Source organism: Pseudomonas sp. Irchel 3A18 (assembly GCF_900187465.1).
GTDB lineage: Bacteria > Pseudomonadota > Gammaproteobacteria > Pseudomonadales > Pseudomonadaceae > Aquipseudomonas > Aquipseudomonas cichorii.
In genome coordinates this window covers 543,365-557,596 of sequence record NZ_FYDI01000002.1, presented here as the reverse complement: position 1 = coordinate 557,596, position 14,232 = coordinate 543,365, and the positions used below count along the sequence as shown (strand labels likewise).

Below are 14,232 nucleotides of genomic sequence, written 5' to 3'. Positions count from 1 at the left end.
ACGTCAAAGATTCTCTGATCCGGTCAGGCGCAGCACGGTGCTACGCAGAATAGGGCTGTCAGGTTGCTGTTCGAGGGCTTTACCCCAGACTTTACGGGCCTCACGCTGTTCGCCCTTGGCCCAGAGCACTTCGCCCAGGTGAGCGGCGACTTCGTGGTCGGGGAAGCGTTCAAGCGCCATGCGCAGCAGGCGTTCGGCTTCGTCCAGGTTGCCCATGCGGTAATTGACCCAGCCCAGGCTGTCGAGCACGGCCGGATCGTCGGGTGTCAGGGTGTGGGCCTTTTCAATCAGCTCCCTGGCTTCGGCGTAACGGGTCGTGCGATCCGAAAGGGTGTAACCCAGAGCATTAAGGGCCATGGCGTTTTCCGGTTCGCGCTTGATGATTGCCCGCAGGTCTTTTTCCATCTGCGCCAAGTCGTTGCGCTTTTCAGCCAGCATGGCGCGTGTATAAAGCAGGTTCACGTCGTCCGGATACTGCTTGAGCGCCTGATTCAGCACCTGCCAGCCACGGTCGGGCTGATTGTTGCTGGTCAGGGTTTCGGCTTCGATCAGGTACAGCTGGATCGCGTAGTCCGGCTGCGAGTCGCGGGCTTCGGCGAGGCGCTTGGAGGCTTCGGCAGCATTGCCGTTGCTCATCAGAATGTCGCTCTGGCGAAGCTGGGCGGACAGGAAATCACTGCCCGGCCCGACCTGTGCGTATTCGGCAAGGGCGCTTTGCGGGTCGTCGCGCTCTTCGTGGATGCGGCCCAGGTTCAGGTGCGCGGAGTCGACATGTGCGCCTCGTTCCACCAGCTCTTCCAGATAAACGGCTGCTTCGTCCCAAGCCTTGGCTTCCAGGCAGACCAGCGCCAGGGAGAAACGCAGTTCGTCGTCATCCGGGTATTGCTTCAAAAGGCTGGAGAACTGCACCTTGGCGTCTTCCATGCGGTTCTGTTCGACCAGCATGCGGGCGTAGGTCAGGCGCAGACGTTTGTCTTCCGGGTATTTCTTGAGGCTTTTTTCCAGGATCGGCAGCCCTTCCTTGCCACGACCCATGCCTTGCAGCAGGCGGGTGCGCAACAGGATTGGCGCAATTTCGCCGTCCTTGGGCGGATTGTCTTCAAGCAGGCGCAAGGAGCGTTCGGAGTCGCCGTTCTGCTGGAGCAGCAGCGCCTTGCCGAAGATCAACTGGCCATTGTTCGGGTATTTACCCAGCAGCCGGTCGAAACTCTTGAGCAGACCATTGCGGGTATCGGTGTCGGTTTCCGCAGCAGAGAGCGCCAGGAAGTCGAAATGCGTATCGCCCTGACCCTGCAGAACCTTCTCCATGTACATCATGGAGTCGTCATAGCGTCCGGAGCGTGCCAGCTGAATCGCGGCGGCTCTTTGCGCTTCCAGATTGCTCGGGTCGTTGCGCGCCCAGATCATGGCGGTATCCAGAGCGGCCTGATCGGCGCCCAGATACTCGGCGATGCGATAGGCCCGTTCGGAAACGCCCGGGTCCTGGGTCTTGACCGCCTGGGTGACGTAATTGTCGAGCGCAATGTCGAAACGGTTACGCTGGCCTGCCAGTTCGGCACTGAGCAGGCTGACCAGGGTGTCCTGAGTGAACGAGCCATAGACCAGCGGCTTTGTTTCAGGCGCGGGAGGTGTGTCTTTCTGTGCAGTCACAGGTTGCTGTGAGACGGGAGCCATGGACTGGCAGCCGCCGAGAAAGACAAGGGCGAGGAACAACGCGGAGGATCTAGTCATATATAAGAAAGGCGGCTTACCTGCGGTTTGGAGCATCATGACACAAGGCTGTCGGCAAAACCCACCACCGGTGGAAAAACTACTGCAACAGCGGTTCTGACGGCGTCGCCACCCCAAAAAGGGTGCCTGCGACGAGCGATTCTAGTGGGACAATAATATGCAGTGGTTGTTCTGAGCTTATTGAAGTAGGACAATTGCTGGCTTCACGTCACCACCAGCGACCCTGAATGGCCTTCCTTGCACTTGGTATTAACCATAAGACTGCCTCGGTAGACGTTCGCGAGCGCGTGGCATTTACGCCAGAACAACTGGTCGAGGCCTTGCAGCAGCTTTGCCGTCTTACCAGCAGTCGCGAAGCCGCGATCCTCTCGACGTGTAACCGTAGCGAGCTGTATATCGAGCACGACCAGCTCGCAGCCGACAGCATTCTGGCCTGGCTGGCGGACTATCATCACCTGAGCCTCGATGAACTTCGCGCCAGTGCCTACATTCATGAAGACGATGCCGCCGTGCGTCACATGATGCGCGTGGCTTCGGGCCTGGACTCTCTGGTACTCGGAGAGCCGCAGATTCTCGGGCAGATGAAATCCGCCTATGCCGTGGCCCGTGAGGCGGGAACCGTTGGTCCGTTGCTCGGGCGTCTGTTTCAGGCGACCTTCAGCGCCGCCAAGCAGGTGCGCACCGACACGGCCATTGGTGAGAACCCGGTATCGGTGGCGTTTGCCGCCGTCAGCCTGGCGAAACAGATTTTCAGCGATCTGCAGCGCAGTCAGGCGTTGCTGATCGGCGCGGGCGAAACCATCACTCTGGTTGCCCGGCACCTGCGTGATCTGGGCGTAAAGCGTATTGTGGTTGCCAACCGGACCCTGGAGCGCGCCAGTATTCTGGCTGCCGAGTTCGGCGCCCATGCGGTGCTGCTTTCGGATATTCCGGCAGAGCTGGTGAACAGCGATATCGTGATCAGCTCCACCGCCAGCCAGTTGCCGATTCTGGGCAAGGGTGCGGTAGAAAGCGCCTTGAAGCTGCGCAAGCACAAGCCGATTTTCATGGTGGATATCGCTGTTCCTCGCGATATCGAGCCGGAAGTCGGCGAGCTGGACGACGTTTACCTCTATAGCGTCGATGATCTGCATGAGGTGGTCGCCGAAAACCTCAAGAGTCGGCAGGGTGCTGCCCTGGCGGCCGAACAACTGGTCAGTATCGGCGCCGAGGACTTCATGTCCCGCTTGCGCGAACTGGCGGCCGTCGATGTATTGCGTGCCTATCGTCAGCAAAGCGAGCGGCTGCGCGACGAAGAGCTGAGCAAGGCGCAGCGTATGCTGGCCAACGGCAGCAATGCCGAAGAGGTCTTGATTCAACTGGCCCGTGGCCTGACCAACAAACTGCTGCACGCTCCCAGCGTTCAGCTTAAAAAGCTGTCTGCCGAAGGCCGCGTCGATGCGCTGGCCATGGCTCAGGAACTTTTTGCCCTCGGTGAGGGCTCGACGGATAAACCTTCGCAATGAAAGCTTCACTGCTCAATAAGCTGGATGTGCTCAGCGACCGTTTTGAAGAATTGACCGCGCTGCTTGGCGATGCGGAAGTTATCAGCGACCAGACCAAATTTCGCGCCTATTCCCGTGAATACGCCGAAGTCGAGCCGGTCATCGAGACTTACAGGCAGCGCATCAAGGTATTGGCCGATCTGGACGGTGCCCAGGCGCTGCTCAAGGACAACGATCCGGACATGCGGGAAATGGCGGTCGAGGAAGTCCGTGAAGCCAAGCAGCAGTTGCTGGAGCTGGAGGCGCAGTTGCAACGCATGCTGCTGCCCAAGGACCCCAACGACGGGCGCAACGTGTTCCTGGAAATCCGTGCCGGCACAGGCGGTGACGAGGCGGCGATCTTCTCCGGTGACCTGTTCCGCATGTACTCGCGCTATGCCGAACGTCGTGGCTGGCGCGTGGAAATCCTTTCGGAAAACGAAGGCGAGCATGGCGGCTACAAAGAAGTCATTGCCCGTGTCGAAGGCGAAAACGTCTACGGCAAGCTGAAATTCGAGTCCGGTGCCCACCGCGTACAGCGTGTGCCCGAAACCGAGTCACAAGGTCGTATCCATACCTCGGCCTGTACCGTGGCGGTGTTGCCAGAGCCTGACGAGCAGCAGGCGATCGAAATCAATCCGGCAGACCTGCGCATCGACACCTATCGTTCCTCCGGTGCCGGTGGACAGCACGTCAACAAGACCGACTCGGCCATTCGCATTACCCACTTGCCATCGGGTATTGTCGTGGAATGCCAGGAAGAACGTTCGCAACACAAGAACAGAGCCCGGGCAATGTCCTGGTTGTCTGCCAAACTGAATGATCAGCAGACCAGTGCCGCTGCCAATGCCATCGCCAGCGAGCGCAAGCTGCTGGTGGGGTCCGGTGATCGTTCGGAGCGTATTCGCACCTATAACTTCCCTCAGGGGCGAGTGACGGATCACCGCGTCAATCTGACGTTGTATTCACTGGACGAAGTTCTGGCCGGTGGCGTCGATGCAGTGATAGAGCCGCTACTCGCTGAATATCAGGCTGATCAACTTGCGGCACTGGGTGAGTAAATGACCATCATCGCCAGCTTGTTAAGAAGCGCTGAACTTCCCGACTCACCAACTGCGCGCCTGGACGCCGAGTTGCTGCTGGCCGCTGCCCTGGGCAAGCCGCGCAGCTTCCTGCATACCTGGCCCGAGCGCATTGTCAGCACCGAAGCGGCGCTGACGTTCGCCAGTTACCTGCAACGCAGGCGCACCGGTGAGCCTGTGGCTTATATTCTGGGTCAGCAGGGTTTCTGGAAACTCGATCTGGAAGTCGCGCCGCACACATTGATTCCACGTCCCGAAACCGAAATGCTGGTCGAGGCGGCGCTGGAACTCATACCGGCGTTTGCGCCGGCTCAGGTTCTGGATCTGGGCACCGGCAGCGGGGCGATTGCCCTGGCACTGGCCAACGAGCGTCATCTGTGGAAAGTGACGGCCGTGGATCGGGTACTGGAAGCCGTGGCCCTGGCCGAACGCAACCGCCAGCGTTTGCAACTGGACAACGCCGTGGTGCTCAACAGCCATTGGTTCAGTGCGCTGGAGCAGAACCGGCAGTTCGACCTGATCATCAGCAACCCGCCTTACATCGCCGATGCCGACCCGCATCTGGCGGCCGGTGATGTCCGTTTCGAGCCGAGCAGCGCACTGGTTGCGGGCGCCGATGGCCTGGACGACCTGCGAGCCATTGTCCAGCAGGCTCCAGCGTATCTGCGCAGTGGCGGCTGGTTGTTGCTTGAGCATGGCTATGACCAGGGGGCTGAAGTGCGTAACCTGCTGACTGCCAATGGTTTCGACCGGGTGCAGACCCGACGTGATCTGGGCGAGCACGAGCGCATCACTTTCGGATGCTTGCTGTGCTGAGTGATGAGGAACTGCTGCGTTACAGTCGGCAGATTCTGCTGCAACACGTCGATATCGACGGGCAGATACGGCTCAAGAGCAGCCGTGCGCTGATCGTCGGGCTGGGCGGCCTGGGTTCTCCGGTGGCGCTCTATCTTGCTGCTGCCGGAGTAGGCGAGTTGCATCTGGCCGACTTTGACAGCGTTGACCTGACCAACCTGCAGCGCCAGGTCATTCATGACAGCCACAGCATCGGGCAGGCCAAGGTGGATTCCGCCATGGCCCGTCTGACGGCCATCAATCCCGAGGTGACACTGGTCGCCCATCGCGCTGCACTGGATGCCGATTCCCTGAGTGCTGCCGTGCAAGGCGTTGATCTGGTGCTCGATTGCTCGGATAACTTCTCGACCCGCGAGGCCGTGAATGCGGCTTGCGTCGCTGCCGGCAAGCCTCTGGTCAGCGGTGCGGCGATCCGCCTTGAAGGTCAGTTGTCGGTGTTCGACCCGCGCCGTGCCGAGAGTCCTTGCTATCACTGCCTGTACGGTCACGGCAGTGAAGCCGAACTGACGTGCAGTGAAGCTGGCGTCATCGGGCCTCTGGTGGGACTGGTGGGCAGCCTGCAGGCCCTGGAAGCCCTGAAGCTGCTGGCGGGTTTTGGCGAGCCGCTGGTAGGGCGTCTGTTGCTGATCGATGCGTTGAGCACCCGTTTTCGTGAATTGAAGGTCAAACGCGATCCGGCGTGCGGTGTATGCGGTACTGCTCAATGACCGGTACTTCCACGCCTTTTAGCCGTAATGCGCCAGTAGGGGTTTTCGACTCCGGTGTGGGCGGGCTTTCGGTACTCACCGAAATCCGTCAGTTGCTGCCCAACGAATCCCTGCTGTATGTCGCCGACGGCGGGAATATTCCCTACGGCGAAAAGCCCCCTGAATTCATCATCGAGCGTTGTCTCACGATTGCCGGTTTCTTCCGGGAGCAGGGCGCCAAGGCGCTGGTGCTGGCCTGCAATACGGCGACGGTGGCAGGTGTTGCGCATATACGCCAGTGTTATCCCGGCTGGCCTGTTGTCGGCATGGAGCCAGCGGTCAAGCCGGCCGCTGCGGCAACTCGCAGCGGAGTGGTGGGGGTTCTGGCCACAACCGGCACCCTGCAAAGCGCCAAGTTCGCCGCTCTGCTCGACCGTTTCGCCAGCGATGTGCGGGTGGTTACCCAGCCTTGTCCGGGGCTGGTGGAACTGATCGAAACCGGTGATCTGCTCAGCCCGACCATTCGCCAGTTGCTCTGGCGCTATGTCGAGCCTTTGCTGCTGGAAGGCTGCGACACCATCATTCTGGGTTGCACACACTATCCGTTTATCAAGCCACTGCTGCGTCAGATGATTCCTGAATCCATCAGCCTGATCGACACGGGCGCGGCCGTAGCCCGTCAACTCCAGCGTTTGCTGACCCAATCCGATCTGTTGTCCACCGGTCCTGTGTGCGAAACATCCTACTGGACGAGTGGCAATCCAAATGATTTCAAAAAAATTCTTCCTGCCCTATGGCAAAGCGCTGGCAGTGTGCGAAGCTTAGGTTTGTAAAAAAATCGTGAAAAAGCTTTTTATGCGCTGAACCAACGCTTTGCTGCTGCTTTCTATAACTGCGTTTGCCAAGTTCTAGCACTTTCCAATAACTACCATATGAAATGGATGTTTCTATGAAGCGACTTTTATGTGCGGCCGTGTTTTCGGCTGCTCTCTCAGGGCAAAGCTCGATGGTACTGGCCGATGGGGTTGAGTTTTCGGTAGGCCACACCAGCCAATCGACCATGACCTATCGGCTGGGCGTGCAGTTCGATTGGGACAAAAGTTGGCTGAAAAGCGATGTAGGCCGTCTGACCGGCTACTGGGACGGCGCCTACACCTACTGGGACGGCGATAAACGCTCCAGCAATAACAGCCTGTCGTTCTCGCCAGTACTGGTTTATGAGTTCGCAGGTCAGAGCGTAAAGCCTTACATCGAGGCGGGGATCGGGGTTTCGGTGTTCTCCAACACCCAGGTCGAAGACAACAAACTGGGCTCGGCCTTCAACTTTGAAGACCGTATCGGTTTTGGTCTGCGCTTCGCAGGCGGTCATGAAATCGGCATTCGTGCCACTCACTATTCCAACGCCGGTATCAAACAGCCGAACGACGGGATAGAAAGCTACGCCCTGCATTACAAGATGCCGTTCTGATAGTGAACGACCAGGCGGGGGAGAATTTATTCGCGACAGGCCGCTACATTCGATACCTATCCATCGTTTGCCATGCCGTCTCGCGAATGAATTCGCTCCTACCCGTCGCCCTCAGAGATAAGCCGTAGCAATCCCCAGCCGTTCATTCAGGCACTCTTCAGAACCTTCTTCGAATTCGCGGCAAATCAGCGGGCGTTTTTCGTAGATGGTGCACATCATGGTGTTGCGATCCAGCGCCGCGCACCAGCCGTCATCCAGGCGCAGCATGACTTCGCCGCCCCATTCATCGGTATCGATATAACGCGCGGGCACGCCTGTATCGGTGATGAGCATCACTTCCAGTTGGCAACAGCAGGCTGCGCAGGTCGAGCAGGTGACTTTCGGTTCGCTTGGAATCTGGGTCAGGGTAATGAGCGGGGCTTTCAGTGGTTGGCTCCGGTGTGTCGGTTGATGAGTGGATGAGCAGCCAGTCCCTGAAGCAAAGGAAAGGCGACGGCCCAGACCGCGCCCAGTATCAGAAGGCTTGGCCATAACCCCATTGGAAACTGGGCCTGCGCCAATTGTGAGCCGGCATAGTAAGACATCGGACCGCCAATCGCGCCAAGCAGGCTGGCACGCCACCAGGGTTTGGCAGTCCAGGCCAGACAATGATTGAGCGTGGTTGCCAGCACTGCCCAGAGTAGTACCAGCCATACAGGAATCAGTGGGCCACTGGTGCCGAAATCGAATACCCCGATATTCATCAGGGCACTGTCCAGCAAGGTCCCCAGCACGGTAACGGCCAGCAGCAATCTGCCCTCACGCGCCCAGGAACTTGTCCACAAAAGGTGTATGGCCAGTACACCTGCTGCAATCAGCAGCCAGTAACTGTTGCCGCCCAGCACGCAGGCGAACCAGCCGATCTGGAACAACACTGCATTGGCGACGGTTTTAAGCATCGAAGAGCCCCAGTACCGGAGCACGCAAGGCCTCGGGTTTGGCCAGCAGCAACTGCGCGGTGCCGATGGTCCGCTCCAGAAAACCACCTTCGCAATAGCACAGATAGAATTCCCACAGGCGCAGGAAGTATTCGTCGTAACCCAGGTCCAGCAAGGCGCTGTGGGCTTGTTTGAAGTTTTCGTGCCACAGGTGCAGAGTGCGGGCGTAATGCAGGCCGAAGTCTTCCATGTGCAGCAGGTTCATGTCGGTGTCGCCGCCGACGATCTCCAGCATCTTGTGGACCGATGGCAAGGCGCCGCCCGGGAAGATATAGCGCTGGATGAAGTCCACGCTCTTCCTGGCCTGCTCATAACGCTGCTCGCGAATGGTGATGGCCTGCAAGAGCATCAGCCCGTTGCTCTTGAGCAGGTGCGAACACTGCTTGAAGTAGGTTGGCAGAAACCTGTGGCCCACCGCTTCGATCATTTCGATGGACACCAGTTTGTCGTACTGGCCGGTGAGGTCGCGATAATCCTTGAGCAGCAGGGTCACGCGGTCCTGCAGGCCCAGTTTTAGCAGCCGCTGCTCGGTGTAGGCGAACTGCTCTTTCGACAGCGTGGTCGTCGTGACACGGCACCCGTAATGCTGCGCGGCATAAATCGCCATGCTGCCCCAGCCCGTACCGATTTCCAGCAGATGGTCCTCGGGTTTGAGGGCCAGTTTCTGGCAGATGCGCTCCAGCTTGTTCAACTGGGCCTGTTCGAGGCTGTCGTTCTCGTTCAGGAATTGAGCGGCGGAATACATCATCGTCGGGTCGAGAAACTGCTCGAACAATTTATTACCCAGGTCGTAATGGGCCGAGATGTTTTTCTGCGAGCCTTTACGGGTATTGCGGTTGAGCCAGTGCAGGCCCTGGACCATGGGGCGTGTCAGGCGCGCAATGCCGCCTTCCATGGCATCGAGCACATCAAGATTGCTGACGAACACCCGTACCACTGCCGTCAGGTCCGGCGTGGTCCAGTAGCCATGGATAAAGGCTTCGCCCGCGCCAATGGAACCACCGCTGGCAACCAGGCCCCAGATCGCGGAGTCGCGGATATGGATTTCTGCCTGAATCAGCGCTCCGGCCTTGCCGAATACATGGCGTTCCGAGCCGTCATTGACTACCAGCTGGCCGTTGCGCAGTTTTGCGAGCTGGCGCAATACGCCACGGCGCAGGAAGTTGGTGGTCAGATTATGGGTACCCAGATTGGCAGAAAAACCACTACTACTGATGTTTTTCATTATGTCGATCCTTGGGTTGCGGGGTGCCAGTACGGTATTCACCGTCAGCAGTCTGATGGTTGAAAATCGGGATGCGCTTGAGAAGCAGGCGTACAGCCTGCCAATAGATCGCAAGACAGGTTTTGGCAGTCATCCATGGATAGGCAAGCAGATAGCGATGCAGCGTCTGGCGGCTGAGAGGCTGGCGATTGAGGTTGAGCGTGGCGTCGAACACCTTCAGCTCACCTTGCCAGTCAGCCATGTGCACGCCGATTCTTTCGGCGGGCTGGCTGAAGCTCATGCGGTATTCCAGGTCGCGTGGCAGAAACGGCGACACATGAAATGCCTTGGCCACGGCGAAGTGCTGATGGCCTTCGCCAGTGGCGGGCAGGACGTAGTGATACCGCTCGCCCCAGGGTGTATTGGTGACTTCACACAGGATGGCGGCCAGTGTTCCGTCGACTTCATGGCAGTAGAAAAAACTCACCGGGTTGAACGACAAACCCCAACTGCGGGCCTGGGTCAGCAGGCAGACCCGACCCAGCGGCATATGACCCAGCGCTATCCCGACCCGCTCGCGTACCGCTTCGATCAGCGGCACGCCGCGCCCGGTCAGTTCCGGCAGATAGTCATGCTCCCTGAATGAAAACGGCGAAAAGCGCTTGTCCCCGGCCAGCGGTGACAAGTTGAGCACGGCGTCCTGCTCGTCCAGATCCAGATAGAGCAGGCCGATTCGATAGTTGAATTCGTGGGCCCTTGGCGCAAAGCGCCGATGGGTGATCCAGCCGCTGTAAAGGGCGCTGTTCACAGCGACTCACCCAAGGCTTCGGCCACGCGCAGGCCGCTGACGACACCGTCTTCGTGGAAACCGTTGGCCCAGTAGGCGCCGCAGTACAAGGTGTTTTCGACGCCGTTGATTTCCTGCCAGCGCGCCTGGGCCGCAATGGCATCCAGGCTGTATTGCGGGTGAGCGTAGCGATAGCGGCCGAGAATCTTCGCCGGGTCGATGGCGTCGGTCTGGTTCAGGCTGACGCAGAACGTGGTATCGCTCTGGATGCCTTGCAGAATGTTCATGTCGTAAGTGACTGCCGCCAGTTGCTGTTCGCCACCGCCAAGACGGTAGTTCCAGCTGGCCCAGGCCAGCGTGCGCTTGGGCAGCAGTTTGGTGTCGGTGTGAAGGACCACATCATTCTCGGCATAACGCAGGGCGCCGAGGATGTCCTGCTCGCTCTGCGAAGGCTGGGCCAGCAGTTGCAAGGCCTGATCGCTGTGACAGGCGAAGATCACCTTGTCGAAGCGTTCGCTGCCCGCCGCGCTGTGCAGCGTGACGCCTTCGCTGTCGCGTTCGACCCGATGCACGGGGCAGGACAGGCGAATACGGTCTTTGAACGATGCGGTCAGCGGCTCGATATAACTTCTGGAACCGCCCTCGATCACGCACCATTGTGGGCGATGAGTGACAGAAAGCAGGCCGTGGTTCTTGAAGAAGCGCACGAAGAATTGCAGAGGGAAACCCAGCATGTCTGCCAGTGACATCGACCAGATGGCTGCGCCCATGGGCACGATGTAATGGTCGATGAAGCGCTGGCCGTAACGACCGTTTTTCAGGTACTCGCCCAGCGTCGTGTCTGCCGCGATGCGCTGGTTTTCCAGATCGGCCACTGACTGGCGATTGAAGCGCAGGATATCGCTCAGCATGCCCCAGAACTTTGGCGACAGCAGGTTGCTGCGCTGGGCGAACAGACTGTTGAGGTTGTTGCCGTTGTATTCGACGCCACTACGCGGGTCATGCACCGAAAAACTCATTTCGGCCGGTTTGAATGACACGCCCAACTGGCCGAGCAACTTGATGAAGTTGGGGTAGGTCCAGTCATTGAAGACGATAAAGCCGGTATCGATGGCGTATGCACGTCCAGCGACTTGCACATCCACGGTATGCGTGTGGCCGCCGATCCAGTCGGATGCCTCGAACACGGTGATCTCATGGGAGCGGTTGAGCACGTAGGCGCTGGTCAGGCCCGAGATGCCGCTGCCAATGATGGCGATCTTCATTGAACGTCCTTATTCGAGGCAGGGGTGCGAGCCATGCGTTTGCCAATCGCAAACCTTGCACGGGCTGGCAACAGGGCCAGCAGGCGCAGGCTGAGAATGAACGGGCCGGGGAACGATATCTCCAGCGGGCGCCGGGGCAGCTCCATCTTTTTTGCGATGTAGCAGGCTGCTTTTTCCACCGGCCAGCGCATGGGCATCGGGAAATCGTTTTTCGCGGTCAGTGGCGTCTCGACAAAGCCCGGGCTGATCACGGTGACGTCGATATCTTCACAGGCCAGGTCCAGGCGCAGCGATTCCAGCATGTAACGCATGCCGGCTTTCGAGGCGCCATAGGCTTCGGCTCGTGGCAGTGGCAGATAAGTCACTGCACTGGCCACGCCGGCCAGATGAGGTTTTATCCCTTTGCGCAACAAAGGTAGCGCTTCCTGAATACAGAAGCTGGTGGCCAGAAGGTTGGTACGAATCACCCGTTCAACCAGCGCGGCATCGAAATGTTGTGCGTCAAGGTACTCGCAGGTCCCGGCATTGAGGATGGCGCAGTCCAGAGCCCCCCATTCCTGCAGGATACGATCGCCCATGTTCTTGACTTGCGCGCCATCGGTGATGTCGCCGATGAGCAACAGGACCTGACCGGGATAACGGTTCGACAAATCCTGCAAGGGCGCTTCGGTTCTGGCAGTCAGCGCCAGGTGGTGCTTCGCGTCGAGCAACTCTTTTGCCAGGGCGAGGCCAATACCGCTGCTGGCGCCAGTCAACCAGATGCGACGAGCATATGACGTGTTCATGCCAACCTCTTCTTCAGCCAGGCAATCAAGCCTCCCATGATGGGGAGGTGTTCATAGAGCAATGCGCCGGCATCGAAGTAATCCCGATGCCGGTAAACCTTTTCGTGCCAATGCAGATGCGAGCAGCCTTCGACCTTGATGCCCCGACCCTTTTTCAGGCGCGGGTGTGAATAACTCATGGTCCAGACCAGATAGCCTTCGCCGGGCCTGACTTCATCGAAGTGGTGGAAATCGAAATGTAGGTTACTGACATTGCTGTACAGCTGGGCGAAGTAGTCCTGCATGGCCGACAGGCCCTGGATATGGTGCAGCGGGTCTGTGAACGACACGTTGTCGCTGTACAGGTCGGCCACTCGCTCAAGGTTGTCCTTGTTCAGGGCTGCGAAGTCATGGGCGAAGCGTTGCAGGAATTCACTCATGGAGCGCATCCGCAGCAGGCTGGCGATGGGGCAGGGCCTTGAACGCGGCCAGGGCCCGCTCGCGGCTTTTACTCAGGTCTACAATCGGGGACGGATAGTTGGCGACACCGAACAGCCCGCCCACAAGCGCCGGGTTATGCACCTCTTTCTTGTTGAGGCTGGCCAGTTCCGGCAACCAGTGCTTGATGAAGCGCCCTTCAGGATCGAATTTTTCCGATTGCGACAGCGGATTGAAGATGCGGAAATAAGGGGCCGAGTCGGTGCCTGTGGATGAACTCCACTGCCAGCCGCCGTTATTGGCTGCCAGATCCCCGTCGATCAGGTGGCGCATGAAAAAGCGCTCGCCCTCGCGCCAGTCAATCAGCAGGTTCTTGGTCAGGAACATTGCAACGACCATCCTTAGTCGGTTATGCATCCAGCCTGTTTCCAGCAACTGGCGCATGGCAGCATCGATGATCGGCAAACCGGTGCGGGCTTCCTGCCACGCGGCCAGTTCGGTTGGCGCGTTACGCCATTTGACGGCTTCGGTTTCCGGGCGGAATGCGCGATGCCTTGAAACACGAGGGTAGCCCACAAGAATGTGTTTGTAGAACTCCCGCCACAACAGTTCGTTGATCCAGGTCACTATCCCGGTGTTACCGGTCTCGAATTCTCCGTCATTGCTCATCAGTGCTGCGTGCAGGCATTGGCGGGGTGAAATCACACCGGCTGCGAGGTACGCCGATAACTGGCTGGTACCGGGCTTTGCAGGGAAATCCCGTTCGCTCTGGTAATAGCGGATCTGATCGTCGCTGAAGGTGGCCAGGCGCAGGCGTGCTTCGTGTTCGCCAGCAGGCCAGAGTTCGCGCAGTGCTTTGGATGGGCTGGCAAAACCGTCGACCTGATCGGGCACTGCATCGCTTTTGATCGACAGCGGCTGCTGAGCGTTTGGCAGATTGATGAGGCGTGGCATCGCTTCGTGCAGGCGGGCATAGCAGACTTTGCGGAACTGGCTATAGACCTGAAAGTAGCCACCGGTCTTGGTCAGAATGCTGCCAGGCTTGAACAGCAGTTGATCCAGATAGCTGTTGAAATGGACACCGGCTTTTTCCAGCGCCTGGCCTACCGCCTGATCGCGGTTGCTTTCATTGATGCCGTATTCTTCATTGGTGTGCACGCCTTCGACGGCATGCTCCGCGCAGAGCTTTGCCAGCACTTCAGGGGCTTTGTCCCAGGTGTCGGCCTTGCGGATCAGCAAGGGAACATTCAGCCCGGCCAGGGCTTTTTCCAGCTCGACCAGATTGCGCAGCCAGAAATCCACCTTGCAGGCGGCATCGTCATGATTCTGCCATTGAGTGGGACTGACCAGATACACCGCAAGCGTCGGGCCCCGCTCCATGGCAGCGGCCAGGGCAGTATTGTCGTGAACACGCAAATCGCTACGCAGCCAAAACAGTTGCATGTGAAATCC

15 protein-coding genes are annotated in these 14,232 nt (G+C 58.9%); 6 read left to right on the top strand and 9 right to left on the bottom strand.

Going from position 1 to position 14,232, the window contains the following annotated elements; genetic code table 11:
• Positions 1-3: 3 nt before the first annotated feature.
• Positions 4-1,731 (bottom strand): tetratricopeptide repeat protein, encoded by a 1,728-nt coding sequence (locus CKW23_RS05555; RefSeq protein WP_177434623.1) that lies wholly within the window; start codon positions 1,729-1,731, stop codon positions 4-6.
• Positions 1,732-1,958: 227 nt separating this feature from the next.
• On the opposite strand from CKW23_RS05555, the gene hemA reads away from it, so the two are divergent.
• From hemA to CKW23_RS05525, 6 genes are all read left to right on the top strand, one after another.
• On the top strand, positions 1,959-3,236 hold the full coding sequence (gene hemA / locus CKW23_RS05550; RefSeq protein ID WP_025258601.1) for a glutamyl-tRNA reductase: 1,278 nt from the start codon (positions 1,959-1,961) through the stop codon (positions 3,234-3,236).
• A complete protein-coding gene (gene prfA, locus CKW23_RS05545) occupies positions 3,233-4,315 on the top strand; it encodes a peptide chain release factor 1 (RefSeq protein WP_025258602.1) in 1,083 nt (360 codons plus the stop codon). Before hemA ends, prfA begins: the two co-directional genes overlap by 4 nt.
• Positions 4,316-5,152 (top strand): peptide chain release factor N(5)-glutamine methyltransferase, encoded by an 837-nt coding sequence (gene prmC, locus CKW23_RS05540; RefSeq protein ID WP_025258603.1) that lies wholly within the window; start codon positions 4,316-4,318, stop codon positions 5,150-5,152.
• A complete protein-coding gene (locus CKW23_RS05535; RefSeq protein WP_162883708.1) occupies positions 5,146-5,898 on the top strand; it encodes a molybdopterin-synthase adenylyltransferase MoeB in 753 nt (250 codons plus the stop codon). Before prmC ends, CKW23_RS05535 begins: the two co-directional genes overlap by 7 nt.
• Positions 5,895-6,710, top strand: a complete 816-nt coding sequence (murI, locus tag CKW23_RS05530; RefSeq protein ID WP_025258605.1) for a glutamate racemase — start codon at positions 5,895-5,897, stop codon at positions 6,708-6,710. The genes CKW23_RS05535 and murI overlap by 4 nt, the downstream gene beginning before the upstream one ends.
• 116 nt (positions 6,711-6,826) lie before the next feature.
• Positions 6,827-7,345, top strand: a complete 519-nt coding sequence (locus CKW23_RS05525; RefSeq protein WP_025258606.1) for an acyloxyacyl hydrolase — start codon at positions 6,827-6,829, stop codon at positions 7,343-7,345.
• Positions 7,346-7,456: 111 nt separating this feature from the next.
• Here CKW23_RS05525 and CKW23_RS05520 read toward each other — a convergent pair whose 3' ends face one another.
• Genes CKW23_RS05520 through phrB form a run of 8 tightly spaced genes read right to left on the bottom strand, consistent with a single transcriptional unit; the run spans position 7,457 to position 14,223 of the window.
• Positions 7,457-7,771, bottom strand: a complete 315-nt coding sequence (locus CKW23_RS05520; RefSeq protein ID WP_371856552.1) for a YkgJ family cysteine cluster protein — start codon at positions 7,769-7,771, stop codon at positions 7,457-7,459.
• Positions 7,768-8,283, bottom strand: coding sequence for a DUF2878 domain-containing protein (locus CKW23_RS05515; RefSeq protein ID WP_025258608.1), 516 nt, complete (start codon positions 8,281-8,283; stop codon positions 7,768-7,770). The genes CKW23_RS05520 and CKW23_RS05515 overlap by 4 nt, the downstream gene beginning before the upstream one ends.
• The gene (locus CKW23_RS05510) at positions 8,276-9,547 is read right to left on the bottom strand and encodes a cyclopropane-fatty-acyl-phospholipid synthase family protein (protein ID WP_095067189.1); all 1,272 of its coding nucleotides are present in this window, start codon (positions 9,545-9,547) and stop codon (positions 8,276-8,278) included. Before CKW23_RS05510 ends, CKW23_RS05515 begins: the two co-directional genes overlap by 8 nt.
• Positions 9,531-10,334, bottom strand: coding sequence for a DUF1365 domain-containing protein (locus CKW23_RS05505; protein ID WP_095067188.1), 804 nt, complete (start codon positions 10,332-10,334; stop codon positions 9,531-9,533). Before CKW23_RS05505 ends, CKW23_RS05510 begins: the two co-directional genes overlap by 17 nt.
• Positions 10,331-11,578 (bottom strand): NAD(P)/FAD-dependent oxidoreductase, encoded by a 1,248-nt coding sequence (locus CKW23_RS05500; protein WP_095067187.1) that lies wholly within the window; start codon positions 11,576-11,578, stop codon positions 10,331-10,333. Before CKW23_RS05500 ends, CKW23_RS05505 begins: the two co-directional genes overlap by 4 nt.
• Positions 11,575-12,363: an SDR family oxidoreductase gene (locus CKW23_RS05495; RefSeq protein ID WP_025258612.1), complete on the bottom strand. Its 789-nt coding sequence runs from the start codon at positions 12,361-12,363 to the stop codon at positions 11,575-11,577. The genes CKW23_RS05500 and CKW23_RS05495 overlap by 4 nt, the downstream gene beginning before the upstream one ends.
• Positions 12,360-12,782, bottom strand: a complete 423-nt coding sequence (locus tag CKW23_RS05490; protein ID WP_025258613.1) for a nuclear transport factor 2 family protein — start codon at positions 12,780-12,782, stop codon at positions 12,360-12,362. The genes CKW23_RS05495 and CKW23_RS05490 overlap by 4 nt, the downstream gene beginning before the upstream one ends.
• The gene (gene phrB / locus CKW23_RS05485; protein ID WP_025258614.1) at positions 12,775-14,223 is read right to left on the bottom strand and encodes a deoxyribodipyrimidine photo-lyase; all 1,449 of its coding nucleotides are present in this window, start codon (positions 14,221-14,223) and stop codon (positions 12,775-12,777) included. Before phrB ends, CKW23_RS05490 begins: the two co-directional genes overlap by 8 nt.
• Between the last annotated feature and the right edge of the window lie 9 nt (positions 14,224-14,232).